This window comes from Dactylosporangium sp. NPDC049742 (genome assembly GCF_040674675.1).
In the GTDB taxonomy this organism is placed as follows: Bacteria; Actinomycetota; Actinomycetes; order Mycobacteriales; family Micromonosporaceae; genus Dactylosporangium; species Dactylosporangium maewongense.
Genome location: NZ_JBFANF010000051.1, coordinates 65877 through 90595 on the forward strand (window position 1 = coordinate 65877; position 24719 = coordinate 90595).

The window sequence follows — 24719 nt, forward strand, 5'->3', positions numbered from 1 at the left end:
GGAGGTGAGCCATGATCCCGCGTGCGCAGCACCACCACCGAGCCGACCTAGGTCCACTGTGGACATTCCGGGCGGCGCGCCCGCCCCGTGACGCCGTGCCGTGCCTGATCCCGGGCGGCATCCAGGCATGATCTATGTCATCGGGTCCGGTCCGGCCGGCACCGCCGCGGCGGTCGCCCTGACCCGGCAGGGTCTTCACGTCACGGTGCTGGACGCGGGTCTGACGCTCGAACCCGCCCGCGCGTCGACCGTCGCGCGGATGGCCGCCGAGCGGCCGGCGCAGTGGAGCCCCGGCGACGTGTCGGCGGTCAAGGCCAACATGGGCGCGGGACCCGGCGGCGTCCCGCTGAAGGTCAGCTTCGGCTCCGACTTCCCGTACCGGGACGCCGACCGGCACCTGCCGTCCCGCGCGACCGGTGTCGGCGTGGTGCCGTCGTTCGGCAAGGGCGGGTTCGGCAACGTCTGGGGGGCGGCGGTGCTGCCCTACCTGCCGGCGGAGCTGGAGTCCTGGCCGACCGAGCCCGGCGAGCTGGGCCCGTGCTTCGAGCAGGTGCTGTCGTTCGTCGGGCTGTCGGGCGCCGACGACGACCTGGCGGAGCGGTTCCCCACCTATGCGCCGCGGCTGGAGTCGCTGCCGGTGAGCCGGCAGGCCGAGGCGTTGCTGCGTGACCTGAGGTCCAACCGCGAGGCCCTGCGCAGCAACGGGTTCCTGTTCGGCCGGGCCCGTCTCGCGGTCGCCAGCCGCAACGCCGGCGGGCAGCCGTGCGAGCGGTGCGGCCTGTGCATGTTCGGCTGCCCGTACGGGCTGATCTACAACCCGGCGCGCACGCTGCAGGAGCTCGTCGCGCAGCGGAAGGTCACCTACGTGCCGGGCGTGGTCGTCACCGGGTTCACCGAGCGCGGCGGCGAGGTGCACATCGAGGGCCGCGACCGGCGTACCGGCGAGGCGGTCCGGCACGTCGCCTCCCGGCTCTACGTCGGCGCCGGCGTGCTGAGCACCACCAAGCTCGTGCTGGCGTCGATCGGCGCCTACGACCGCGAGGTCGTCGTCCGCGACAGCCAGTACTTCCTGCTGCCGATGCTGCGTTACGCCGGCGTCCGGGGCGTCTTCGACGAACCGCTGCACACGCTCGCTCAGGCGTTCCTGGAGGTGTTCGACCCCGAACTGTCCGCCAACAGCGTCCACCTGCAGGTCTACACCTACAACGAGCTCTACCGGCAGGCGATCGCCACGGCCCTGCGCGCGGCGCGGCCGGCGTTCCGGCCGATCTCGGCGGCGTTCCTGCGCCGGATGCTGCTGATCCAGGGCTACCTGCACTCGGACCTGTCCGGCGAGATCGGCCTCACCCTGCGCCGCGACGGGGTGCTCGACCTGCAGGGGCGGCGCAGCCCGCGGACCCGCGCCGTGCTCAGGAGGCTCGTCGCGAAGCTGCGCCGGCACCGTTCCCTGATCCGGGCGGTGCCGCTGGGCGCGGCGATGAAGCTCGGCGAGCCGGGACGCGGCTTCCACTGCGGCGGCACGCTGCCGATGCGGCGGGAGCCGGGCGAGCTCGAGACCGACCCGCTGGGGCGCCCGGCCGGGTTCGAGCGCGTGCACCTCGTCGACTCCAGCGTGTTCCCCACCATCACCGCCAGCACGATCACGCTGACCGTCATGGCGAACGCCTACCGCATCGGCGCCCATCCGGGGGCGCACCGGTGAAGGTCGCGGTCACCGGCGCCTCGGGCTACCTCGGCTCCCGCATCTGCCAGCGGCTGGCCGGCGTCGGCCGGGTCGTCCCCATGGGCCGCAGCACGCCGGCCGCACGGTTCACCCTCACCGGCGGGGCGGACGCCGGCATCTTCCGCGACAACAGCGTGACCGCGCTGGTCCACTGCGCCTGGGACTTCTCCCTGCACACCCGCGCGGACCTGGTGGCACGCAACGTGCGGGGCTCGATCCGGCTGATGGAGCAGGCCCGCGCCGAGGGTGCGCAGACGATCGTGTTCGTCTCGACCATCAGCGCCTTCCCCGGCTGCCGCAGCGACTACGGCCGGGCCAAGCTCGCCGTGGAGGACGCGGCGCACCGGCTGGGTGCCCTCGTCGTGCGGCCCGGCCTCGTCTTCGGCGACCAGCCCGGCGGCGTGGTCGGCGCCCTGAACGCCATGGTGCGCAGGCTGCCGGTCGTTCCGCTGATCGGCAACGGCCGGCAGGTGCTCTACCCGGCGCACGAGGACGACGTCGCCGCCCTGATCCGCCGTCTCGTCATCCGGCCCGCGCTGGTCGCGCCCGGCGAGCCGGTCATCGCCGCGCACGAGCGCGGCTGGACGCTGCGGCAGGTCCTCCTGGAGCTCGCGGCCAGGCAACGCCGCTCGGTCACCGTGGTGCCGGTGCCGTGGCGGTCGGTCTGGCTGCCGCTCAAGGCCGCCGAGGTGGTCGGCCTGCGCGTGCCGTTCCGCAGCGACAGCGTCGTGAGCGTGCTCAACCAGGACCCGTCCCCCGACTTCGCGCCGACCCGCTCCGTCGGCGTCCCGTTCCGCGACTTTGCCCGTTCGACGACCTCGGGGGAACCCTTTCATGTCCGGTAGCACCGCCCCCGTGGAAGTGAGCGTGGTCCTGCCCTGCCTCAACGAGGCGGAGACCATCGAGACCTGCGTCCGGAAGGCGTTGAAGGGGCTGGCCGAGCTCGGTGTCATCGGCGAGGTGGTCGTCTCCGACAACGGGTCGACCGACGGTTCGCAGGCCATCGCCACGGCCGCCGGCGCGACGCTCGTCCACGCCCCGGTCCGCGGCTACGGCGGCGCGCTCCTCGCCGGCATCGAGGCCGCCCGCGGCCGCTACGTGATCATGGGTGACGCCGACGACTCGTACGACCTCGGCAACCTCGGCCCGTTCATCACCGAGCTGCGCGCCGGCAAGGACGTCGTCATGGGCAACCGCTTCAAGGGCGGCATCACCCGCGGCGCCATGCCCGCGCTGCACCGGTACCTCGGCAATCCCGTGCTGTCCTGGCTCGGCCGGATGCTCTTCGCGCTGCCGGGCGTCGGCGACTTCCACTGCGGCCTGCGCGGCTTCCACCGCGACCGGATCCGCGCGCTCGGGCTCTGCATGGCGGGCATGGAGTTCGCCAGCGAGCTGGTCATCCGGGCCGCGCTGGCGAAGTACTCGATCAGCGAGGTCGCCACCCCGCTGGGGCGCGACGGCCGCAGCCGCCCGCCGCACCTGCGGACCTGGCGGGACGGCTGGCGACACCTGCGCTTCCTGCTGATCTTCGCGCCGAAGCGCACGCTGCTCGTCCCAGGCCTGGTCCTCGCGCTGGCCGGCCTGACCGGCACGGCCCTCCTGCTGCCCGGGGAGCGGCACGTGTTCGGCGTCTCCTTCGACGTCAGCGCCCTGGTCTACTCGTCCCTCGCCACGCTCGTCGGGGCGCAGCTGCTGATCTTCGGCGGGTTCGCCCGGCTGTACGGCATCCAGGAAGGCATCACCCGCGAGGACAAGCACGTCCGATGGGTGCGGTGGCTGAGCTTCGAACGGTGCGTCGCCGGTGGCCTGCTGGTCGGGCTCGCCGGCCTGGTCAGCACGCTGGTCGCGGTCACCGACTGGGGCGCCGGCGGCTTCGGCCGGCTGGACCCGCGGGAGACCCTGCGCCTGGTGCTGCCGTCGGCGACGGCCATCGCGCTGGGCATCATCCTGATCTTCTCGGGCCTGTTCGCGAGCCTGCTGTCGTTGCGTGCGGCCGTCCGCCGTACGAGCCCGCCCGCGGCCGACGCCGAGCCGGAGATCCCGGCGCAGCGCCCGGTCGCTTCGCAGACGTCGCTGCGATGACCGGCGCGTGGCGGATGGCCGGCGCGTGGCTCCGGGAGCACCGGGCGCTCGCCGGGCTCGTCACGGCCGGCGCGCTGCTGCGGGTCGCCATGATGGCCGCCTACTACCCGGCGTTCGGCTACTTCTACGACACGCGGGGGTACATGGACGCGGCGAGCTCCGGCACGCCGAGCCCGATCTGGCCCTTCGGATACCCGGCCATGCTCAAGGTGCTCGGCATGACCGGCCACATCGCCTCGGTCTCCGCCGTCCAGCACCTGATGGGCCTGGTCATGGGGGTCGGCATCTACGCGCTGTGCACCAGGCGAGGGGTGCGGCGCAGCTGGTCCGCCCTCGCGTCGGCGCCGGTGCTGCTGGACGCGCGCCAGATCCAGCTCGAGCACTACGTGCTGTCCGAGACGCTGTTCTCGTTCCTCCTGCTCGCCGGCGTCGCCCTGCTGATGTGGTCGCGGCGGCCCCCGCTGTGGCTCATGGGCCTCAGCGGTCTGGTCTTCGCGCTGGTCACGCTCACCCGCACCGTCGGCCAGCCCATCGCCGCGCTGGTGCTGCTGTACCTGATCGTGCGGCGGGTCGGTTGGCGGCGCATCGCGCTGTTCACCGTGTCGCTGGTCGTCCCGGTCGTCGCCTACATGGTGTGGTACGACCGGCACCACGACGCCTACGCCCTGAACAGCTACACCGGCCGGTACCTGTGGCAGCGCACCACGACGTTCGTCGACTGCACCCGCACCGACTTCACCCCGCAGGAACGGCAGATCTGCCCGCCGGAGCCGCTCGGCCACCGTGAGGTCAGCGACATGTACCTGTGGGAGCTGGACCGCGACCGCATCGGCGCACGCTATCCGGGTCCGGAGCACGACTGGCTCTTCCGGCACTTCGCGCTGAAGGCGATCCGCGAGCAGCCCGGGGACTTCGCCGCCGCGGTCGCCACCGACGCCTGGCACCTCGTGCAGCCGGGCTGGCCGGCACCGGCCCGGATCGCCTGCACCACGGATCTGTGGACCATGCCGTCCGGCGGGCGGTCCGGCAACCAGGTGAGCAACTGCACGGCGACGCTCATGGCGCGCGACTTCCAGCCGACGGGCTCCGGCGGCGCCGCGCCCACGGTCACGCCGCTGAACAGTGCGCTGTGGGCCTACGGGCAGACCTTCGTGCTGCCACCGTCGGCCCTGGTGCTGCTCGCCCTGTTCGCGCTCGCCGCGACCGTGCGGCGCAGGCGCGGCGGCGGCCGGCGGCTCCGCGACCGGGAGGCCGCCGACAGCGTGCTGCTGGCGGTCATGAGCCTGTCCCTGCTGATGCTGGGCATCACGCTGTCGGTCATCGACCTGCGCTTCCTGGTGCCGTTGCTGGTGACGGCGCCGCTGGCGGCCGTGCTGGCGGCCCACCGGGTCGCGTCCCGCCCCACCACGCCGGACGCCGCCCCGGCGCAGACCGGCTCGCCCGAGCCGGCACCGTCCGCGGAGGAGACGGCGGCCTCGACCCGCCGGGTGCACACCGCCGGCGTCGAGACCTCACGCCGCAAGGCCACCGGCATCCCCCGGTCCCGGACGCCCCGCAGGTGAGAGCCCACAGGACGCTGCCGTCCAGGTGGCCGGCCCGCGGCGCTGGCCGCGGGCCGGACCGACCCGGCACGCCGTGCGGGGCCGGCCCGACGCTGCCGTGCTGCGGGGGGCGATGACTCCGGCGGATGCCATCTGCGGTAGGGCCGACCCGACTCCAATCAACCACTCCGCGCTGGCGCGGTCGTCGGCCTGGCCGCTCGCTGTCGGGCGATGATCGGACACTTCCCCGCCGTCGAAGCGTCGACCCCGGTCGGGTGAAGCGCGGCCACAGCCCGGCCCGGGGCACGACTGACCAGGGATCCGGCGCCGCGGCACCGGCGGTCAGCGGTCGATGACGTCGCCGACCGGGCGGCGGTTCGTGTAGCACGTCGTCGGCGCGTACCCGAACCGCAGGACGAGCTGCGGGGAGTACGGGCGCCGCAGGGCGAGCCGCAACCGCTCACGGACCGCCGGCACCTCGATCGGCTGGGAGTACATCGCCGTCGCGAGGCCGAGGTCGGCGGCGCGCAGCAGCACCCGTTGCAGCGCCATGCCCGCCTGGATCTCGTGCATGCGGTGTTCGCCCTGATAGCCGAGAACGGCGACGACAGGGGCCCCGGTGAGGTCCCGGGTGTCCTCCCTGGAAGGTCCGCCGAAGTCGCGGCGGGGCATCATCTCGGCCGAGTGGGGCGCGGCGCCCGCGGCGGCCCGCCCCACCCCCTGCACGTCGTCGTCCGCCGAGGTCCATGCGCGCAGCTCGGCGACGTAGGCCGGGTCCGCCTTCAACTGCGCGTCGGCCTCCCGGGTCAGCTGCGCGACCGTCCACAGCGCCGACTCGCCGTCGACGACGTGCAGCCAGCCGCCCTCGTCGGCGGCCTCCTCCACCAGCTGTGTCATGACGCCCGGCGCGACCTGGGCCTCGGCGAACCCGGACCGGTTGGTGTGGCGGCGCCGGATCTGCCGGTGCAGGCGGCACTCCGCCGGGGTGACCGGTCTGCCGCGGTCCGGCACGAGGTGGACGACCACGTCGCCGGATCCGATCGTCCAGACTGCCGGCGCTCCGGCGACGGCGAGCGCCAGGCGCAGGTTGAAGGCGGCCGCGCCGCACGAGACGCGCGCCGCGCGCAGGTCCGGGTCGCACACCGGCAGGACGCGGTCTCGGTCGACCAGGACCTCGATGCCGTCGGCGGTGCGCCGGAACCGCCACGGCTGGCTGTTGTGGATCGACGGCGCCCACACGGCCTCGCCGACCGCGGCCATGAAGGTGGCATCCGACCAGATGTCGACGTCGGTCATCGCACCCTCCCGAACAGGTCCGGTCCCCTCCTCTCCACGGTCGCCGACCGTCCCGGCGCAACGGTGCGGGGCGGACCTCCCCACCCGCCGAATCACCCGGCAGTTCACACCCGTGCGGCGGGTCAGGACCGGGATGCCGTGGCCGGACCGCACCCGAGGGACGGCCGGCGGCGGCACCGGCACACAGGGCCACAGGCCGGGCGTGACACGATGGTGGCGCAGATTGTGCCGTACCGGCGAAACGTCACGGTGGAAGGGGCCACATGATCCGGGTGTATCTGCTCGACGACCACGAGGTGGTCCGCTTCGGGCTTCGGGAGATGCTGGAGCGCGAAGGTGACATCGAGGTCGTCGGCGAGTCCGGGTCAGCCGTCGACGCCACGCACCGCATTCCCGCGCTGCGGCCCGACGTCGCCGTGCTCGACGGCCGGCTCCCCGACGGCAGCGGTATCGACGTCTGCCGCGACGTCCGCTCCGTCGACCCGTCCATCAAGGCGCTGATCCTCACCTCGTACGACGACGACGAGGCCCTGTTCGCCGCGATCATGGCCGGCGCGTCGGGCTACGTCCTCAAGCAGATCCACGGCACCGACCTCATCGACGGCATCCGCCGGGTCGCCGCCGGCCAGTCACTGCTCGACCCGGCCGTCACGGCCCGGGTGCTGGAGCGCATCCGCAAGGGCCCCGAGCAGCCCGACGAGCTCAAGAACCTCACCGACCAGGAGCGCAAGATCCTGCAGCACATCGCCGAGGGCCTGACCAACCGGGAGATCGCCGAGCGGATGTTCCTGGCGGAGAAGACGGTGAAGAACTACGTCTCCAGCCTGCTGGCGAAGCTCGGCCTGGAGCGGCGCACCCAGGCCGCCGTCCTCGCCTCCCGCCTGCTGAAGCAGCCGTGACCGGCGAGCGGGGCACGTGGCAGCCGTCGCTGCCGCTGCCGTCACTGTCGCGGGTCGACCTCGACTCGCTGCTGCAGGAGCTGCTCACCCGGGTCGGCGAGGTCATGACCAGCCGGGAGCGGCTCCGCGCGCTGCTGGACGCGGTCGTGGGCATCGGCTCCGACCTCGACCTGCACAGCACCCTGGACCGGATCGTGCGGGCCGCCTGCCAGCTCGCCGACGCGCGGTACGGCGCGCTGGGCGTGATCGGGCCGGACCGGATGCTGGTCGAGTTCATCAACCACGGCGTCACGGCCGCCGACCGCGCCGAGATCGGCGACCTGCCCCGCGGCCACGGCGTGCTGGGGCTGCTGATCGAGGAGCCGCGCCCGATCCGCCTCGAGGACATCACCCAGCATCCGCGCGCGTACGGGTTCCCGCCCAACCATCCGCCGATGCACAGCTTCCTGGGCGTGCCGATCCGCATCCGTGACCAGGTGTTCGGCAACCTGTACCTGGCGGAGAAGCGCGGCGGGGAGCAGTTCACGCAGGACGACGAGAACCTCGTCGCCGCGCTGTCCGTCGCGGCCGGCGCCGCCATCGACAACGCCCGCCTCTACGCGCAGGCGGAGCGACGGCAGCGCTGGCTCATGGCCGCCGCGGAGATCACGTCGGTGCTGCTGGGTGAGGTACGCCGGACCGAGGCCCTCGAGCTCGTCGCGAGCCGGGCGCTGGACGTCGCCGACGCGGACCTGGCGATGGTGCTGCTCGTCGACGACACCGCCGAGCGGCTCACGGTCGAGGTGGCCGTCGGCGGACCGGACGAAGCGGCCGGCTGGTCGATCCCGGTGGCGGGCAGCGAGTTCACCGAGGTGCTGCACCGGCAGCAGCTGTCGGTGGTCACCGACCTCGGGTCGGCGGCGAACTGGCCGGTGCTGCTGTCGACGGGCACGGCGCTGCTCGTGCCGCTCGCGGTCGGCGGTGTCGCGCTCGGTGTGCTCGTCGTCGCGTACCGCAAGGACAGCGTCGCCATCGCCGAGGGGCTCGAGCTGGCGATGGTGGAGACGTTCGCCGGGCAGGCCGCCCTGGCGCTGGAGCGGGCCCGCGCGCAGGACGAGCGGGAGATGCTGGCCGTCGTCGGCGACCGGGAACGCATCGCCCGCGACCTGCACGACGTCGTCATCCAGCGGCTGTTCGCGGCCGGGATGCAGCTGCAGGGCGCCACCCGGCTGTCCGGGCAGCCCGACGTGCGGCAACGCATCGACCGGGTCGTCACCGACCTCGACACCACCATCCGCGACATCCGCGGCGCCATCTTCGAGCTGCGCGGCCCCGCCCCGCACAGCTTCCGCACCGAGATCCGCGACCTGGCCGACGAGGCCCGCGAGGCGCTCGGCTTCCGGCCCGCGCTGCGCATCGACGGGCCGGTCGACACGGCCGTGCCGGACACGGAGCGCACCGCTCTCCTCGCCGTGCTGCGCGAGTCGCTGAGCAACGTCGCCAAGCACGCGAACGCCCGCTCGGTGCAGGTCACGGTGGCGGTCACGCACGGGCGGCTGGCGCTGACCGTGCAGGACGACGGGCGGGGTATCGCCGCGACCGCCGACCCGGCCGGGCACGGGCTGCCGAACATGCGGGCCCGGGCCGCCGACCTGGGCGGCGACTGCACGGTCGAGCCGGCCTCGCCCGGCACCAGGGTCGCCTGGCACGTGCCCCTGTAACGGCACCCCCGACCCGGCGGCGGGGGTGCGGTCCCGCGCCCGCGCGACGCCCCCTCCCGTCGGCGGAGTGCGGTCAGGCGGAGACGGCACCCGCCTCGGCGGGTGCGGTCAGACGGAGACGGCCCGCGCCGCTTCTCCCGGCGGCGGGGTGTGGTCAGGCGGGGACGGCCCGCGCCGGCACGGCGCCGACCCTCCCCGCGACGCCGACCCGGACGGCCGCGACGGGGCCCGGGGCTCCTGCCGGGGGCTCCGGCGGCCCGGGCAGCGCCGTCAGGTCGTCGACCGGCGACGAGACGAGCCCGGCCGCGGTCGCCGCGAGCAGGACCGCCGACATCGCCTCACCCGCGGCGACCCAGTCACCCGGTCCGGCGCCCGATGCGGTGATCACGACGTATGCGGCACGGCGCTCCGGGTCGGGCCCGTTCAGCGTGTACGAGCCGGCCCCGGCCGCCGCTTCGAGCACCACCAGCTGCTCCGGCGGCAATGGCACGTCGGCGAACGGGCGCCGGTCGCTGCGCCGGACCGCGATCGCGCGGTGCAGCGCGACGGCCCGCGGCAGCCGCTCGACCGGGCCGGTGCAGCGCAGCTCGGTCAGCAGGGCCGGATCGGCGGGGTCCGGGAAGCGCCACGCGTCGACGCCCACCCCCTCGGCGGCGAGGGTCACGCGGGCGTGGTGCAGCGCCGCGCCGCAGCTGATCAGCAGCTGCCGGCCGTCGGGGTCGGCGTCGGCCAGCCGCCGGTTCCAGTCCGCGTAGAGGGCGAGCCTGTCCCGGTCGATCCGCCAGCGCCACGGCTGCGTCTCCTGCACCGACGGCGCGTTGAGCGCGGCGAACGTGGCCCGCGTCAGCGACTGGCTGACCGCACCGGTCAGCGGCGCCACGCCACGGGCGGTGTAGTGGATCGCCACCATCGCGCGCTCCTCGATCGTCGGACGTCACCTGCCACCCATCACGGTCCCGGGAAGCCGCCGGAACCGGCAGGGGCAAAGGTCCTGTTCACCACGGCCCGCCGATGGCCCTCCCGGGTGATGACCTTCGGCCCGTGCCGGCCCGTGCGGCGCGGGGGGATGGTGGGACGGTGGGGCCGCCGCGGTCCCACGGCCGGGCTCTCAGGAGGACGCCATGACATACCGGATCGCCGTCAACGGGTTCGGCCGGATCGGCCGGGACTTCATCCGCTGTCTCGTCGACCGCGGGATGCTCGGCGGCGACCTCGCCGTCGTCGCCGTCAACGACCTCTACGACACGGCGACGCTCGCCCACCTGCTCCAGCACGACTCGACGTTCGGCCGCCTGCGCGCCGAGGTGGACGTCGACCCGTCCGGCGGCGGCATGACCGTCGGCGGGCAGTACATCGAGGTGCTCCGCCACAAGGACCCGCTGTCCCTGCCGTGGGAGGACCTCGACGTCGACCTCGTCATCGAGGCCACCGGCAGGTTCCGCACCCGCGACGACGCCGCGGGCCACCTGAAGGCCGGCGCCAGGAAGGTCCTCATCTCCGCACCGGGCAAGGAGGTCGACGCGACGATCGTGCCCGGCGTCAACAGCGGCAGCTACGACCCGGCGCTGCACGACGTGGTCTCCGCGGCGTCGTGCACCACGAACTGCGCGGCGCCGATGGCGAAGGTGCTGCACGAGGCCTTCGGCATCGAGCAGGGGTACCTGACGACCGTGCACGCCTACACCAACGACCAGATGGTCCTCGACGCGCCGCACAAGGACCCGCGGCGGGCCCGGACCGCGGCCGTCAACATCATCCCCACCAGTACCGGCGCCGCGAAGGCCATCGGCCTGGTCCTGCCGGAACTGGCCGGCAGGCTCGGGGGTGTCGCACTGCGGGTGCCGGTGGAGAACGGCTCGATGACCGACCTGACCTGCCGGTTGGCGCGGCCGGCGACGGCCGAGCAGATCAACGCGGCGTTCGCCGCGGCCGCCGCGGGTCCCCTCGCGGGGATCCTGCGCTACAGCGAAGCGCCGCTGGTCTCCCGGGACATCATCGGCGACCCGTCGTCCTGCGTCTTCGACGCCGGCCTCACCGCCGCCGACGGGCACCTGGTGAAGGTCTTCGGCTGGTACGACAACGAGTGGGGCTACACGAACCGTCTCGTCGACCTCGCCGCGGTCTTCGCCGGGTCGGGGCGCTGACGGGTCGTCCGCCGCGGGGCAGGCAGGGGCGGCCGGGACGGCAGCGCTCCGTCCGGTGTCTACAGGCTGGCCGCCATGTGGCGGCTGACCAGGGGCGCCGCTCGGCGGGGGGCCGTCGCATGGTCGCTGTCGGCGAGCCAGGCGGTGAAGATCCGTCGCATCGGCCGGCCGTGCAGCAGGCCGGCCCGGGTGCCGCCCGCTCGCCGGCCGTCCGGCCAGGTGGTGGTGCGATCGTCGGACATGTCGTAGTAGCCGTCGATGCGGCCGTGGCTCTCCTTGACCCGGCGGAGCGACCGCTGCCGGACCGAGGGGCGCCGGCCGCGCGGCCGGTGACGCGCCTGCCGGGCCGACCGGCATGCCACCGCCGAGCGCGCGTGCGCGGGCGCCGGTCGCGCGGGCGGCTCCGAGTCCCCCGCCACCGGCTCTGGCTCCGGAGGCACGGGCGTCGGGGGCACGGGCATCGGCGGCACTGGTGTCGGCGGCACAGGAGTCGGGGGCACAGGAGTCGGCGGCACAGGAGTCGGGGGCACACCGGGGCCTTCGTACACCGGAGACGCCGGTGTCACGCCGCCGACGACCATCTGGCCCAGCGCCCGCTCCGCGCCGATGCACAGGTCCTCGACGTAGCCGAGGCCGGCCGCCCCGGCCAGGTGTCTCGCCTCCGGGCTGACGGTGCCCGGCTCCAGCCATACGGCGCCGGCGCCGGCCGCCGCTGCCTCGCGCACGATGCCGGGGACGTCGGCGGCGGGCCGGAAGACGCTCACGATGTCGACGTGGCACGGGATGTCGGCCAGCCGGCCGTAGACCCGCTCGCCGAACAGCCGGACGTCCTCCAGGTTGACCGGGATGGTCCGCCAGCCGTGCTCCTGCAGCATGCGTGGCACCCAGTTCGCGGGCGCGAGCGGGTCGCGAGAGGCTCCGACGACCGCGATCGTCCGCGCCCCGGCCAGGAGTTGCCGCGGGGTACACACTGCCCTCACCTCCAATGCGTGCGGGACCTCGCCCACACCGTCAAGCATTGCCCGGGCCTTCGCCGCCGCACAGGGCGGACGGCCCGTTTCACGGACTGCCGGCCCCGCCGGGCGCCGGTGCCGGCGGATGGTGGGCGACGAGCACCGGGCAGTCGGCGCGGTGCAGCAGCCGCAGGCCGACCGAGCCGAGTAGCAGCCCGGCGAACCCGCCGTGGCCGCGGCTGCCCACCACGATGAGCCGAGCCTGCTGCGACCGGTCGCACAGCACGTCGGCCGGGTCGCCGGCGACGCCGTGGAACTCCCACTGAACCCGCGGATGCCGCTGCCCCGCCGCCGCGACGCGGGCGGATGCCGCTTCCTCCAGGGCCCGGCGGGTCTCGACCGTGTCGTACACCAGCGGGGGCAGGCCGACGGCGGGCAGCCCGATCGGCGTCTCGATCGCCCGGACCGCCACGACGTCACAACGCCACCGGGCGGCCTCGGTGAAGGCCAGCTCCAGCGCGGCGTCGGCGGACGGCGACTCGTCGACACCGACGAGCACGCCACCGGACGGGTCCTGCCGGCCACGCACGACCGTGACCGGGCAGGTGGCGTGGGTGGCCACCTGCTGGGCGACCGAGCCGAGGACGGCGGCGACGGCACGGTGGCGGCCGCGGGTGCCGACCACGAGCAGCCCCGCGTCCTCGCCGGCCCGGATCAGGACCTCGGCGGGTTGCCCCAGCACGGCCTGGGCGGTGACGTCGAGGTCCGCCGCGACGGACCCGGCCTCGCGGGCGGCGTCGGCGGCGAGCATCTCGGCCAGGTGTTGCGCGGTCTCGGCCAGGTCGGCGGGCGGCGCGAACGCCGCCGGCACCCGCCAGTGGTAGGCCAGCACGACGTGCAGCGACCCGTCCCGCCGCTGGGCGGCGGCCGCGGCCCAGCGCACGGCCTCCAGCGACGGCGCCGTGCCGTCGACGCCGACCACGACCTGACCGCTCGCCATCACACGCCCTTCCCGAGGCCGCGCCACGGCCGGGTGCCGAGGATGGACGGGCCACGCGGCGCGGCACGGCGTCCGGTACCCCTGCCCGGCCGGACCTGGTTCACGCACGGGCAGGGCGAAATCACCTCCTCCTCCCGACGGGCGCCGCTGGGTGCCCGGCCGCGTCCCGAGGTGCTGTGACGCCGGGACCTCGGGGTGAGCCGCCGGGCGCTAGCCCGCCGGTTCACGCAAACGACGACGTTTGCCCGGCGGGGACCGGGTCACTGCCTGCTCACCGGACCGGCAGTGAGGAGATCCGTTGACCAACGCCTCGATCACCGGCGAGGTCGTGCGGGCCGCCGATCACGGCGAGCCGCGCACACCGGCGGTCACCCCGCGGTGGAAGCGGCTGCTGGCCGCCCACTACTTCTGGGTGGTGCCCGGGCTCGTGATGCTGGGGCTGGGTCGCTACCAGTACCTGACGCCCCGACTCTGGCGGGACGAGATCGCGACATGGAGCGCCGCCGTCCGCAGTGTCCCGGAGCTGCTCGACCTCCTGCGCAACACGGATGCGGTCGCCGGCGGCCACTACCTGTTCATGCACTACTGGATCGCCGTCTTCGGGGACTCCGTCGCGTCGCTGCGGACCCCGTCGCTGCTCGCCATGGCCGCCGCGGCGGTGCTGGTCGCGCTCACCGGCAACCACCTGCACGGGGGCGCCGGCGGCCTCGCCGCGGGACTGCTGTTCGCGGCGATCCCGGCGACGTCCCGGTTCGCTCAGGAGGCCCGCTCGTACGCGTTCGCCACCCTGGCGACGGCCCTGGCCACCTACCTGTTCGTGCGTGCCCTGGACCGGCCGGGCTGGGGGCGCTGGGCCTGGTACTCGGCCGCCCTCGTCCTGGTCGGGTACGCGCATCTCGTCGCGCTCCTGCTCCTGTCCGGCCACGCGGTCGCCGTCGCCTGGCTGCTGGCCGTCGACCGGGACCGGCGGCTGCTGCGCTGGCTGGCGGCGGCCGGCCTCGGCATCGCCGCGCTGTCGCCGCTGATCCTCGTGGCCCGGCGCCAGCGCACCACTCAGATCGGCTGGATGCCGGTGCCTGCGGCACCCGACCTCCTGCCGACGCTGACCATGGTCACGGCGTCCACGCTGGTGGCCGGGGCGCTGGTCGGCATGGCCGCGGCCGGGTCGCGGCGAGGTCGCGCGCGGAGCCTGGTGGTGTGCGCCGGCGGCGTGCTGGCACCGCCGGTCGCGGGTTTCGTCATGTCCCAGTCCATCCCGGTCTGGTGGCCGCGGTACCTGCTGTTCCTACTCCCGGCGCTCGCGCTCCTCGCCGCGCGGGCGCTGACGCGGGCAGCCCTGCCGGCCGTCGTCGCCGCCGCCGTCCTCGTCGGTCTGCTCGGCCTGCCGGACCAGCTGGCGATCCGCAGCCCGACCGGTCATGAGGCCGACCGTTACCCGGCCGCGCCGTGGTACACCCCTCCGGACTGGACCGGCGCCGCGCGCATCGTCCGCTCCGGCCAGCGGCCGGGCGACGGCATCGTCTACGTCGGCGACTCGGACCGCGCCCGCTCGATGTTCATGCTGCGCAGCACGATGGACTACCACCTGCGCGCCGACGCCACCCGGCCCAAGGACGTCTACCTGGACAGGTCGGCCGCGCAGATCGGCGCGTTCTGGGCCCGGGAGTGCGCCGACCCGAAGGTCTGCCTCGCCGGGACCGGACGGGTGTGGGTCGTCGCCGCATCCATGCAGGACCACATCGTCGCCGGGGCGAGGGACGACGCCGGGTTGGCCGCGCTGCAGGGGTACCGGTCCGTGCAGGTCTGGCATCCGGGCGGCCTGACCATCGAGTTGGTGCAGCGCGTCGGCTGACGGACCCCCCATGGCAGCGGGGTCAGGCGGGGCAGCGGGGTCAGCCGGCCAGCGGCCCGCTGGCGCGGGCCGTGTCGGCGCCGGCGCTGGTGCGCCGTCGCTGCCCGTGCTCGCCGTACCAGTCGATGATCAGCAGCGTGGCGTCGTCGGCGAGCACGGGGCCGGTGACCTGCAGGACCGCGTCGGCGAGGGCGCGGGTCGCCTCGCGCGGGTGCAGGCCGGCCACCTGCAGCAGCTCGGCGGGCAGGTCGAGCTTCGCGGCCCGGCGCTCCCGCGCTCCGTCGGTCACGATCACCAGCCGGTCACCGGCCGACAGCCGCAGCTCGCCGCTGGTGAACGTCGTGTCGGGCAGCATGCCGAGCGGGATGTCGCGCGGCAGCCGCACCTGCTCGACCCGCCCGTCCCGGACCAGCAGCGGCGGCAGGTGCCCGGCGTTGATCAACGTACACACGCCGTGGACCAGATCGATCCGGCCGAGGACGGCGGTGATGAACGTGCTCGCGGCGGAAGCGTGCTCGGCCACCGCGGCGCTCGCGACCTCGGCCTGCTCGACGAGGCCCCGCCCGAGGCGGCGGGTGTTGCGCAGGCTGCCCACGCCCAGCGTGGCGGTCAGCGCGCTCGCGACCCCGTGCCCCATCGCGTCGGTGACGCTGAAGTGCAGCAGGTCGCGCGCCAGGGAGTAGTCGAACGTGTCCCCGCCGATGCTGGCCGCGGGCTCCAGCCAGCCCGACAGGGTGAAGGCACCGGCTTCGCAGGTGAACGCGCCGGGCAGCAGCCGGCGCTGGATCTCGGCGGAGAGGTTGAACGGTGTGGTGCGCTGACCCCATTCGAACAGGTCCGTGTGCCGCCGGTTGGCGATCACCACGAAGCCGAGCAGGTGCGCGATCCGGCCGATCTCCCGCACCGCCCGCGGGTCGGGCTCCTCGGGCAGCACCAGCTCCAGCAGGCCGATCGCCTCGCCGCGCTCCGTGACCGGAGCCCACACCGTCCACCCGTCGTCGCCGTCGAGCACCTGCGGTGTCTGTGTCCGCAGGGCCTGCTCCGTCGGCCCGCCGTCGAACGGCAGCACGGTGGCGACCTCGGCACCACGGCGGCGGCCGGCGCCCGCGGGGTGCTCCTGCGGCACGTACGTCAGCCGGACCAGCGCGCGGCCGCCCAGGTCGGCGATCAGGAACGACGCCGACCGCGCTTCGAGGCCCCTGGCCAGCTCCCGGGTGATCGCCTCGACGGCATCGACCGGCGCCGCGTCCTCGACCGCGCCGAGGACCGCCGCCATCATCGACGTCTCACCAAGGTCCACTCCCGAATCATACGATCGTGGCAGCATCCCGGCCCCTGGTGCTCACACCACGGCTCGGCAAAACCATCGACACGTCCAGCAGGCGGATCTCCGCGCTCGACTGAATGCTCAGCCGGGGACGCCGCCGGGGCCGGGCAGGTCGGGGTCGCTGGTGGTGTGCGGGAGGTTGACCACCGCCCTCTCATGGCGGCCGGAGCAGCGGCACCGGGACCGGTTCCGGCGCGGCGAGGCAGAGGTACTGGCGCACGGCATGGGCGTCGGGCGCGGTGGCGGTGGTCAGCGAGGCCGGTCCGGCGAGCGGGACGCGGACGGCGGTGGGGCCGAGCACGCACGGTGCGCCCGGCGCCACGCCCGGGTGGACGTGCAGCAGCGAGCCGGTCGCCTTGGCGGCGCCGAGGACGGCCGGCCCGGCCCAGCCGTCGGCGCCGGGACCGACGTCGAGCCGCTGGCGCAGCAGCGGCCGGCCGGCGTAGGTCACCGACGTGCTGACCGTGAGGTCGCCCGGCGCCTCGTCGTGCCGGCCGCAGACGATCTCGTCGCGCCACAGCAGCGTCGCGCCCTCGCCGGCGTCGACGCTCGCGGCGGTGGTGTGGCGGCAGCCGGCGGCGGCGACGGTCTGCTCGGGCAGCCAGTGCAGCGTCCCGCCGCCGGCGACGGTCACCCGGACGCTGAGGTACGAGGGTGCGCCCGTACGCGAGGGCAGGGCGATCGACGCGGCGACGGTGCGCAGGCTCAGCCTCGCCCCCGGCCCGACCTCGATGTCCAGTCGCAGGTCGTCCCCGCCGAGCGGGCCGGCCGCGCCGCCGACGACGTGCACGGTGGCCCAGCCCGCGTCGAGGCCCGCGGCGACACCGGTCCGCCGCAGCAGCAGCGGGGTCTCGCCGCGGAGCTGGGCGAGCCGGGTGCCGCCGCGGCCGTCGGCCTCGGCGACGACCCTGGCGTGCGCCCGCATCAGCCGGTCGCGGCGTGGGCGTGCGGCCGGCCCTCTTGGTGGGCTTGGTGGTGGGCTTGGTGGTGGGCGACGAGCTGGCGCACCCAGTCGGCGACCGCGGTGGCGTGCGGGTCGGTCGCGATCGACAGGAAGATCGTGGGCAGCTCGCCACGGCGGGCCCGGGCGTCCCGGTCCATCACCGACAGGTCGGCGCCGACCATGGGCGCCAGGTCGGTCTTGTTGATGACCAGCAGGTCGGCGGCGGTGACCCCGGGCCCGCCCTTGCGGGGGACCTTGTCGCCGCCGGCCACGTCGACGACGAAGATCTGCTGGTCGATGAGGCCCTTGCTGAAGGTGGCGGTGAGGTTGTCCCCGCCGCTCTCCACCAGCACCAGGTCCAGCGGCCCGAGCACGGACTCCAGCTCCTCGACGGCGTCGAGGTTGGCGGAGATGTCGTCGCGGATCGCGGTGTGCGGGCAGCAGCCGGTCTCCACGGCACGGATGCGTTCCGGTGGCAGGACCGCGTTGCGCTTGAGGAAGTCGGCGTCCTCGGTGGTGTAGATGTCGTTGGTGACCACGCCGAGGCGCAGTTCGCCGCCGAGGGCCCGGCACAGCGCGGCGACCAGGGCGGTCTTGCCCGATCCGACGGGGCCGCCGATGCCGATCCGCAGCGCCCGCCCTCCGGAGGCGAGCGGTGCGTGCGGGTCGACGTCGGGGTGCGGGTGGCTGTGCGGAACGGTCTCGTCGTGGTGGCTGTCAGGACGCAAAGAGACGCACCTCCCAGGTGGCGTGAGTTTCGGCGTAGATGTCGGCCAGTGGTGCGGTGTTCGCCGGCAGGTCGGCGGGCGCGGCGCCCGCCTCGGCTGCCGCGCGAGCGGCGACCCGGTCGCAGGTGACGGCCAGCCGGGCCAGCAGCGCCTGGGCCTGATACGGGTCCAGGCCCAGGAGTCGTACGGCGGCGCTGGCCGGACCGGTGACGATCCCGTGCGTGGCGACCAGCGCGGTCTGCTCGGTGGTGAGGCCGGCGGCGGCCGCCGTGAGCCCGAGCGCGATCGGCTGGTGGCAGCCGTCGCCGTGGTGCGGGGCGTGGGCGAACAGCGGGGACGGCCAGGTGGTCCGGCCGGCCCGCAGCAGCGCCCGCCCCTGCCGGCGGGAGGCGAGCCGCAGCGCGGGCGAGGCCGTCCGGGCGTCCAGCTCCGCGTCGAGCTCCGCCAGGACGGCGCCGATGGCTACCGCCTCGGCCGCCGCCTGTCTGGTGGCCGCGGCGAAGGCCGCCGTCACGGGGCCGGCGGTGGCCAGCCGGCCGCGCAGGAACGCCTCCAGCTCGGGTATTCCGGTGACCTGTCCGGCGGCCACCGCGGCTTCGAGGCCGCTGGAGTGGGCGTGGCCGCCGGACGGGAACCGGCCGTCGGCGAGGAGCAGCAGTGTGGTGTCCATGGCGGCTAGAACAGGAAGTACCGCTGGGCCATGGGCAGCTCGGTCACCGGATCCGGGTCCACCACTTCACCGTCGATGCGGACGGTGAACGTGTCGGGCTCGATCTCGATGCGCGGCATGGCGCCGTTGTGCGGGAGGTCGGCCTTGCCGCGGGACCGGACGTCCGCGACGGGGACGAGCCGGCGCCGGACGTCCAGCTCCAGCCCCGCCTCGATCGCGGCCGGGGCGACGAACGCGACGCTGGTCGCCGCCGGCACGACGCCGTAGGCGCCGAACATCGGCCGCGGCAGGACCGGTTGCGGGGTGGGGATGGAGGCGTTGGCGTCGCCCATCTGCCCCCACGCGATCATGCCGCCCTTGATCACCACGTGCGGGCGGACGCCGAAGAACGCCGGATCCCACAGCACCAGGTCGGCGAGCTTGCCGGCCTCCACCGAGCCGACCTCGGTCTCCAGGCCGTTGGCCATCGCCGCGCAGATGGTGTACTTCGCGACGTACCGGCGGGCGCGGTGGTTGTCGGCGGCGCCGTCGCCGGGCAGTGCGCCGACGCGGGCCTTCATCACGTGGGCGGTCTGCCAGGTCCGCATCACCACCTCGCCGATGCGGCCCATCGCCTGCGAGTCCGAGCCGATGATCGAGATGGCGCCGAGGTCGTGCAGCAGGTCCTCGGCGGCCATCGTCGAGGGCCGGATCCGGCTCTCGGCGAACGCCAGGTCCTCCGGGATGTCCGCCGACAGGTGGTGGCACACCATGAGCATGTCCAGGTGCTCGGCGAGCGTGTTGCGCGTGTACGGCCGGGTCGGGTTGGTCGAGGACGGCAGCACGTTGGGGAGGCTCGCGACGGTGATGATGTCCGGCGCGTGGCCACCGCCGGCGCCCTCCGTGTGGTACGAGTGGATGGCCCGCCCGTTGATCGCCCGCAGGGTGTCCTGGACGAACCCGGCCTCGTTGAGCGTGTCGGTGTGGATGGACACCTGGACGCCGGAGGCGTCGGCGACGCGCAGGCACGCGTCGATGGCCGCCGGGGTGGTGCCCCAGTCCTCGTGCAGCTTGAACCCGCCCGCCCCGCCGCGCAGCTGCTCCCACATCGCCTCCTCGGAGACGGTGTTGCCCTTGCCCAGCAGCAGGACGTTGACCGGCCACACGTCGAGCGCCTCGTGCATGCGGGCGAGGTGCCAGGCGTTGGAGGTGACGGTGGTGGCCTTGCTGCTCTCGGCCGGGCCGACCCCGCCGCCGACGAGGGTGGTGACGCCGCCGGCGAGGGCCTCGGTGACGAGCTGCGGGCAGATGAAGTGCACGTGGGTGTCGACCGCGCCGGCGGTGAGGATCTTGCCGTTGCCGGCGACGATCTCGGTCGACGGCCCGATCACCAGGTCCGGGTGGACGCCGGGCATGGTGTCGGGGTTGCCGGCCTTGCCGATCGCCACGATGCGGCCGTCGCGGATGCCGACGTCGGCCTTGACGATCCCCCAGTGGTCCAGGATCACCGCGCCGGTGATGACGGTGTCGGGGGTGCCCTCGGCGCGGGTGGCCCGGGACTGGCCCATCGACTCGCGGATCACCTTTCCGCCGCCGAAGACGGCCTCGTCGCCGCCGGCGCAGTGGTCGGCCTCGACCTCGACGATCAGGTTGGTGTCGGCGAGCCGGATGCGGTCGCCGGTGGTCGGCCCGTACAGGGCGGCGTACCGACGCCTATCGAGAAAGCTCACAGTGCACCGCCGCATTCGCCGCGCAGACCCGGGACGACTCGCGCGCCGCCGAGCGGGACGAGGTCGACCTCGCGGGTGACGCCGGGCTCGAAGCGGACGGCGGTGCCGGCGGGGACGGCGAGACGCTGCCCCCAGGCGGCCGCCCGGTCGAACTGCAGACCGGGGTTGGCCTCGGCGAAGTGGTAGTGGGAACCGACCTGGACGGGCCGGTCGGCGGTGTTGGTCACCATGAGTGTGGTGACCGGACGGCCGGCGTTGATCTCGACCTCGCCGTCGCCCGGCAGGACCTCGCCGGGGATCATGCGATCGGGTGGTGCACCGTCACCAGCTTGGTGCCGTCCGGGAACGTGGCCTCCACCTGCACCTCCTTCAGCATCTCGGGGATTCCGTCGAGCACGTCGTCGCGGGTGAGCACGTGCCGGCCGGCCTCCATGAGCTCCACGACGGTGCGGCCGTCGCGGGCGCCCTCCAGCAGGAAGGCGGTGATGACGGCCACCGCCTCGGGATGGTTGAGTCGCAGGCCGCGGTCTCGGCGGCGCTGCGCCACGTCGGCGGCGACGTGGATGAGCAGGCGTTCCTGCTCGTGCGGGGTCAGGAACACGATGGTCTCCAGGTCATACGGACAGGGCCTGCCGGACGGCGGTGCGGGCGTCGTCGCCGCCCTGCCCGGTCGAGGTGACCCTGCCTGCTTCGAGGACGTAGTACCGCTGGGCCGCCGCGAGCGCGAAGCCGACGTGCTGCTCAACGAGCAGGACCGACATGCCGCCCCGGCCGGCGACGGCCAGGATCGTGCGTTCGATCTCCGCGACGACGGTCGGCTGGATGCCTTCGGTCGGCTCGTCGAGCAGCAGGAGGCGCGGCGCGGTGATGAGCGCCCGGGCGATGGCGAGCTGCTGGCGCTGCCCGCCGGACAGCAGCCCGGCGCGGCGGCCGAGCAGTCCCGCCAGGGCGGGGAACAGGTCGAGGGCCTCGGCGACCGCCGCCTTGCCGCCGGGGCGGCCGTCCGCGACCAGCTGGAGGTTCTCGGCGGTGGTCAGGTGCGGGAAGGACTGCTGGCCCTGCGGCACGTACGCCATGCCGCGGGCGACCCGTTGGTGTGGCGCGAGGCCGGTGATGTCCTCGCCGTCCAGGCGGATCCTGCCCTGCTTCGGCTTGAGCAGCCCGATTGCGGCGCGCAGCAGGGTGCTCTTGCCGGCGCCGTTGTGGCCGAGCACCGCGGCGACGCCGCCGGTCGGCACGTCGGCGGATATCCCGTGCAGGACGGTGCTGCGCCCGTACCCGACGTGGACGTCGTCGAACTGGAGCATCAGGCCTCCTGGACGGCTGGTTCGGGGGCGTGTCCCAGGTAGACCTCCTGGACCTTCGGGTCGGCCTGCACCTGCGCGACCGTGCCTTCGGAGAGCACCTTGCCGACGTGCATGACGGTGACGGTGCGGGCGTACCGGCGCAGGAAGTCCATGTCGTGCTCGATGACGACGACGGTGCGGTCGCGGGCGACGACGCTCAGCAGCTCACCGGTGGCGTCGCGCTCGTCGTGGCTCATGCCGGCGACCGGCTCGTCGAGCAGCAGCAGCTGCACGTCCTGGACCAGCAGCATGCCGATCTCCAGCCACTGCTTCTGCCCGTGGGCGAGGGTGCCGGCGAGGCGGTCCCGCGCAGCGGTGAGCCCGATCGTCTCCAGGGCCCGCGCCACCTCGTCGGGGACGCCGCGGCGGCGGCGCAGCAGGGTGAGCGGGCCGCGGCCCGCGCCGGCGGCGATGTCGAGGTTCTGCAGGACCGTCAGCTCCTCGAACACCGTCGCGGTCTGGAACGTACGGCCGACGCCGAGCCGGGCGATGCGGTGCACCGGACGGCCGAGCAGCTCCCGCTCGCCGAAGCACACCGAACCGGACGCCTTGACCAGGCCGGTGACGGCGTCGACCAGCGTGGTCTTGCCGGCGCCGTTGGGCCCGATGAGGAACCGGATGTCGCCGGGCTGCACGTCGAGGCTGACGCCGTCGACCGCGGCGAAGCCGTCGAACACCACTCGCAGGTCACGGATCCGCAGTCCTTCAAGCGCGTCACTCATGCCGGCACCTCCTGTGCGGGGACCTTCTCCGATACGCGGCGGGCGCGCACCATCCGGACCAGCGACGCCAGCCCGCCCGGCAGGAACGCGACGACGAGCACGAACAGCAGCCCCTGCAGGTAGGTCCAGGCGGCCGGGAACTGCTCCGACAGCGTGGTCTTCGCCCACGCCACGGCGACCGCGCCGAGCACCGGGCCGAGCAGCGTCGCCCGGCCGCCGACGGCGACGCCGATGACGAACTCGATCGACGGCACGATGCCGATCAGCGCCGGGTTGATGATGCCGACCGCCGGCACGAACAGCGCCCCGGCCAGGCCCGCCATGCCCGCGGCGGTGACGAAGGCGACGACCTTGACGTTGGCGGGGTCGTAGCCGAGGAAGCGGACCCGCTCCTCGGCGTCGCGCACCGCGACCAGCAGTTCGCCGTAGCGGCTGCGCATGAGCTGGCGGACCGCGACCAGCAGCAGCAACAGGACGCCGGCGATGATGAAGTACACCATCCGCTGGTTGACCGGGTCGTCCAGGTCGTAGCCGAAGAAGCCCTGGAAGTCGGTGAGCCCGTTGGTGCCGCCGGTGGTGCCCTGCTGGCCGATCAGGAAGATCGCCATCGCGGCCGCGAGCGCCTGCGACAGGATCGCGAAGTAGGCGCCGCGCACCCGCCGGCGGAAGACGAGCGAGCCGAGCAGGAACGCCACCGCCATCGGCAGGAGCACGGCGGCGGGGATGGCGAAGTACGGGCTGGCGAACGGTCGCCACCACCACGGCAGCTCGTCCAGCTGCCCGTACAGCTCCATGAAGTCCGGCATGTTGCCCGGACCCGCGTCGGCGAGCTTGAGGTGCATCGCCATCGCGTAGCCGCCCAGCCCGAAGAACACGCCCTGGCCGAGGGTGAGCAGCCCGCCGCGCCCCCACGCCAGGCCGATGCCGATCGCGACCATCGCCAGGCACAGGTACTTGGCCAGCAGGCCGAGCCGGAAGTCGGAGAGCGCGAACGGGGCGACGGCGAACAGCAGCACCGCACCGGCGGCGAACCCCGCGCCCGCCCGTACGGACGCGCCCTTCGCAAGCAGGCGGTTCATGTCAGGCTCCGGGTGCGTAGGGTGAACAGCCCCTGGGGCCGCCACTGCAGGAACGCCACGATGGCGATGAACACGCCGACCTTCGCCACGCTCACCGTGGTCGAGTACTCCACTGTGGACTGCAGGACGCCGAGCACGAAGGCGACGATCACGGTGCCCTTGAGCTGGGCGATCCCGCCGACCACCACGACGAGGAACGCGTCGATGATGATGTTGGTGCCCATGGTCGGGCCGATCGGGCCGAGCAGGGTGAGCGCGACCCCGGCTACCCCGGCGAGGCCGGAGCCGATGAAGAAGGTCAGCCGGTCGACCCGGCCGGTCGGGATGCCGGAGACCGCGGCGAGGTCACGGTTCTGCACCACCGCGCGGATCCGCCGGCCCAGCGAGGTGTACCGCAGGACCAGCGTCACCCCCGCCACGGCGAGCAGCGCGAGGGCGAGGATGAACAGGCGGTTGTTCGCCAGGACCAGGTCGCCGACGATCTTGACGTTGCCGGTGAGCAGGTCGGGGGCGCGGGTCTGCACGTTGGGGGCGCCGAAGATGTCCCTGGCCGCCTGCTGCAGGATCAGCGAGACGCCCCAGGTGACCAGCAGCGTGTCCAGCGGGCGGGCGTAGAGCCGGCGGATGAGTAGGGTCTCCAGCACCACGCCCATCGCCCCCGCGACGAGGAACGCGACCGGCAGCGCCACGAGCAGCGAGAGGCCGGCGACGGTGATGACCTGCTGCAGCACGAACACGGTGTACGCGCCGGTCATGATGAACTCGCCGTGGGCCATGTTGATGACGTTCATCTGGCCGAAGGTGAGGGCCAGGCCGAGCGCGATGAGCAGCAGTACAGCACCGATGCTGACGCCGGTGAACAGTTGACTGACGATGACCATCGGAAACGTCCGTTCGGATGCGGGCGGGGGTGGGGGGGGGGGGGGGGGGGGGGGCCCCCCCCCCCGGCGGGGGGGGGCTAGCCCGGCGCCCCCCCGGGGCCCCTAGTTTTAGGGGGGGGGTGGA

General features: G+C 74.1%; 22 protein-coding genes and 1 pseudogene. 8 read left to right on the plus strand and 15 right to left on the minus strand.

Features of this window, described 5'->3' with window-relative positions; genetic code table 11:
* Positions 1-127 precede the first annotated feature (127 nt).
* Genes AB0J72_RS42635 through AB0J72_RS42650 form a run of 4 tightly spaced genes read left to right on the plus strand, consistent with a single transcriptional unit; the run spans position 128 to position 5367 of the window.
* A complete protein-coding gene (locus AB0J72_RS42635; protein ID WP_363410286.1) occupies positions 128-1702 on the plus strand; it encodes a GMC oxidoreductase in 1575 nt (524 codons plus the stop codon).
* On the plus strand, positions 1699-2568 hold the full coding sequence (locus tag AB0J72_RS42640) for an NAD(P)-dependent oxidoreductase (protein ID WP_363410289.1): 870 nt from the start codon (positions 1699-1701) through the stop codon (positions 2566-2568). The genes AB0J72_RS42635 and AB0J72_RS42640 overlap by 4 nt, the downstream gene beginning before the upstream one ends.
* A 10-nt stretch (positions 2569-2578) precedes the next feature.
* Positions 2579-3805 carry a glycosyltransferase family 2 protein gene (locus tag AB0J72_RS42645; protein ID WP_363410292.1) on the plus strand — a complete coding sequence of 409 codons (1227 nt, stop codon included), beginning with the start codon at positions 2579-2581 and terminating at the stop codon, positions 3803-3805.
* Positions 3802-5367, plus strand: coding sequence for a hypothetical protein (locus AB0J72_RS42650; RefSeq protein WP_363410295.1), 1566 nt, complete (start codon positions 3802-3804; stop codon positions 5365-5367). The genes AB0J72_RS42645 and AB0J72_RS42650 overlap by 4 nt, the downstream gene beginning before the upstream one ends.
* 321 nt (positions 5368-5688) lie before the next feature.
* On the opposite strand, the gene AB0J72_RS42655 is transcribed toward AB0J72_RS42650, so the two are convergent.
* Positions 5689-6642, minus strand: a complete 954-nt coding sequence (locus tag AB0J72_RS42655; protein ID WP_363410297.1) for a nitroreductase family protein — start codon at positions 6640-6642, stop codon at positions 5689-5691.
* Between the two features lie 263 nt (positions 6643-6905).
* Between AB0J72_RS42655 and AB0J72_RS42660 the strand changes: the two genes are divergently transcribed.
* Positions 6906-7541, plus strand: a complete 636-nt coding sequence (locus tag AB0J72_RS42660; protein ID WP_363410300.1) for a response regulator transcription factor — start codon at positions 6906-6908, stop codon at positions 7539-7541.
* Between the two features lie 35 nt (positions 7542-7576).
* Positions 7577-9241, plus strand: a complete 1665-nt coding sequence (locus AB0J72_RS42665; RefSeq protein ID WP_363410350.1) for a GAF domain-containing protein — start codon at positions 7577-7579, stop codon at positions 9239-9241.
* Positions 9242-9395: 154 nt separating this feature from the next.
* Here the strand turns inward: AB0J72_RS42665 and AB0J72_RS42670 are convergent, their stop codons facing one another.
* On the minus strand, positions 9396-10151 hold the full coding sequence (locus tag AB0J72_RS42670; RefSeq protein WP_363410303.1) for a hypothetical protein: 756 nt from the start codon (positions 10149-10151) through the stop codon (positions 9396-9398).
* Between the two features lie 211 nt (positions 10152-10362).
* On the opposite strand from AB0J72_RS42670, the gene gap reads away from it, so the two are divergent.
* Entirely contained in the window at positions 10363-11385 is a 1023-nt protein-coding gene (gap, locus tag AB0J72_RS42675) for a type I glyceraldehyde-3-phosphate dehydrogenase (protein WP_363410306.1), read from the plus strand.
* Positions 11386-11990: 605 nt separating this feature from the next.
* On the opposite strand, the pseudogene AB0J72_RS42680 reads toward gap, so the two are convergent.
* Both AB0J72_RS42680 and AB0J72_RS42685 read right to left on the minus strand, forming a co-directional pair.
* Positions 11991-12356 (minus strand): annotated as a pseudogene (locus AB0J72_RS42680) (CoA-binding protein); the annotation flags it as partial.
* An 88-nt stretch (positions 12357-12444) separates the two neighbouring features.
* A complete protein-coding gene (locus AB0J72_RS42685; protein ID WP_363410309.1) occupies positions 12445-13338 on the minus strand; it encodes a universal stress protein in 894 nt (297 codons plus the stop codon).
* Between the two features lie 298 nt (positions 13339-13636).
* Here AB0J72_RS42685 and AB0J72_RS42690 point away from each other — a divergent pair, with 298 nt between their 5' ends.
* Positions 13637-15190: a glycosyltransferase family 39 protein gene (locus tag AB0J72_RS42690; protein ID WP_363410312.1), complete on the plus strand. Its 1554-nt coding sequence runs from the start codon at positions 13637-13639 to the stop codon at positions 15188-15190.
* A gap of 40 nt (positions 15191-15230) precedes the next feature.
* Here AB0J72_RS42690 and AB0J72_RS42695 read toward each other — a convergent pair whose 3' ends face one another.
* From AB0J72_RS42695 to urtB, 11 genes are all read right to left on the minus strand, one after another.
* On the minus strand, positions 15231-16490 hold the full coding sequence (locus AB0J72_RS42695; protein WP_363410315.1) for a PP2C family protein-serine/threonine phosphatase: 1260 nt from the start codon (positions 16488-16490) through the stop codon (positions 15231-15233).
* Positions 16491-16671: 181 nt separating this feature from the next.
* Positions 16672-17442 (minus strand): urease accessory protein UreD, encoded by a 771-nt coding sequence (locus AB0J72_RS42700; protein WP_363410318.1) that lies wholly within the window; start codon positions 17440-17442, stop codon positions 16672-16674.
* Positions 17442-18188, minus strand: coding sequence for an urease accessory protein UreG (gene ureG, locus AB0J72_RS42705; protein ID WP_363410321.1), 747 nt, complete (start codon positions 18186-18188; stop codon positions 17442-17444). The genes AB0J72_RS42700 and ureG overlap by 1 nt, the downstream gene beginning before the upstream one ends.
* Complete coding sequence (locus AB0J72_RS42710) at positions 18178-18858, minus strand: urease accessory UreF family protein (protein WP_363410323.1); 681 nt, start codon at positions 18856-18858, stop codon at positions 18178-18180. The genes ureG and AB0J72_RS42710 overlap by 11 nt, the downstream gene beginning before the upstream one ends.
* Positions 18859-18863: 5 nt before the next feature.
* The gene (locus tag AB0J72_RS42715) at positions 18864-20567 is read right to left on the minus strand and encodes an urease subunit alpha (RefSeq protein ID WP_363410326.1); all 1704 of its coding nucleotides are present in this window, start codon (positions 20565-20567) and stop codon (positions 18864-18866) included.
* Complete coding sequence (locus AB0J72_RS42720; RefSeq protein ID WP_363410329.1) at positions 20564-20869, minus strand: urease subunit beta; 306 nt, start codon at positions 20867-20869, stop codon at positions 20564-20566. Before AB0J72_RS42720 ends, AB0J72_RS42715 begins: the two co-directional genes overlap by 4 nt.
* Positions 20866-21168, minus strand: coding sequence for an urease subunit gamma (locus AB0J72_RS42725; RefSeq protein ID WP_354903590.1), 303 nt, complete (start codon positions 21166-21168; stop codon positions 20866-20868). The genes AB0J72_RS42720 and AB0J72_RS42725 overlap by 4 nt, the downstream gene beginning before the upstream one ends.
* A 13-nt stretch (positions 21169-21181) precedes the next feature.
* Positions 21182-21874 (minus strand): urea ABC transporter ATP-binding subunit UrtE, encoded by a 693-nt coding sequence (urtE, locus tag AB0J72_RS42730; RefSeq protein ID WP_363410333.1) that lies wholly within the window; start codon positions 21872-21874, stop codon positions 21182-21184.
* Positions 21874-22635, minus strand: coding sequence for an urea ABC transporter ATP-binding protein UrtD (gene urtD, locus AB0J72_RS42735; RefSeq protein ID WP_363410336.1), 762 nt, complete (start codon positions 22633-22635; stop codon positions 21874-21876). The genes urtE and urtD overlap by 1 nt, the downstream gene beginning before the upstream one ends.
* Positions 22632-23714, minus strand: coding sequence for an urea ABC transporter permease subunit UrtC (urtC, locus tag AB0J72_RS42740; RefSeq protein WP_363410339.1), 1083 nt, complete (start codon positions 23712-23714; stop codon positions 22632-22634). The genes urtD and urtC overlap by 4 nt, the downstream gene beginning before the upstream one ends.
* Entirely contained in the window at positions 23711-24595 is an 885-nt protein-coding gene (gene urtB / locus AB0J72_RS42745) for an urea ABC transporter permease subunit UrtB (protein WP_363410342.1), read from the minus strand. Before urtB ends, urtC begins: the two co-directional genes overlap by 4 nt.
* Positions 24596-24719 lie beyond the last annotated feature (124 nt).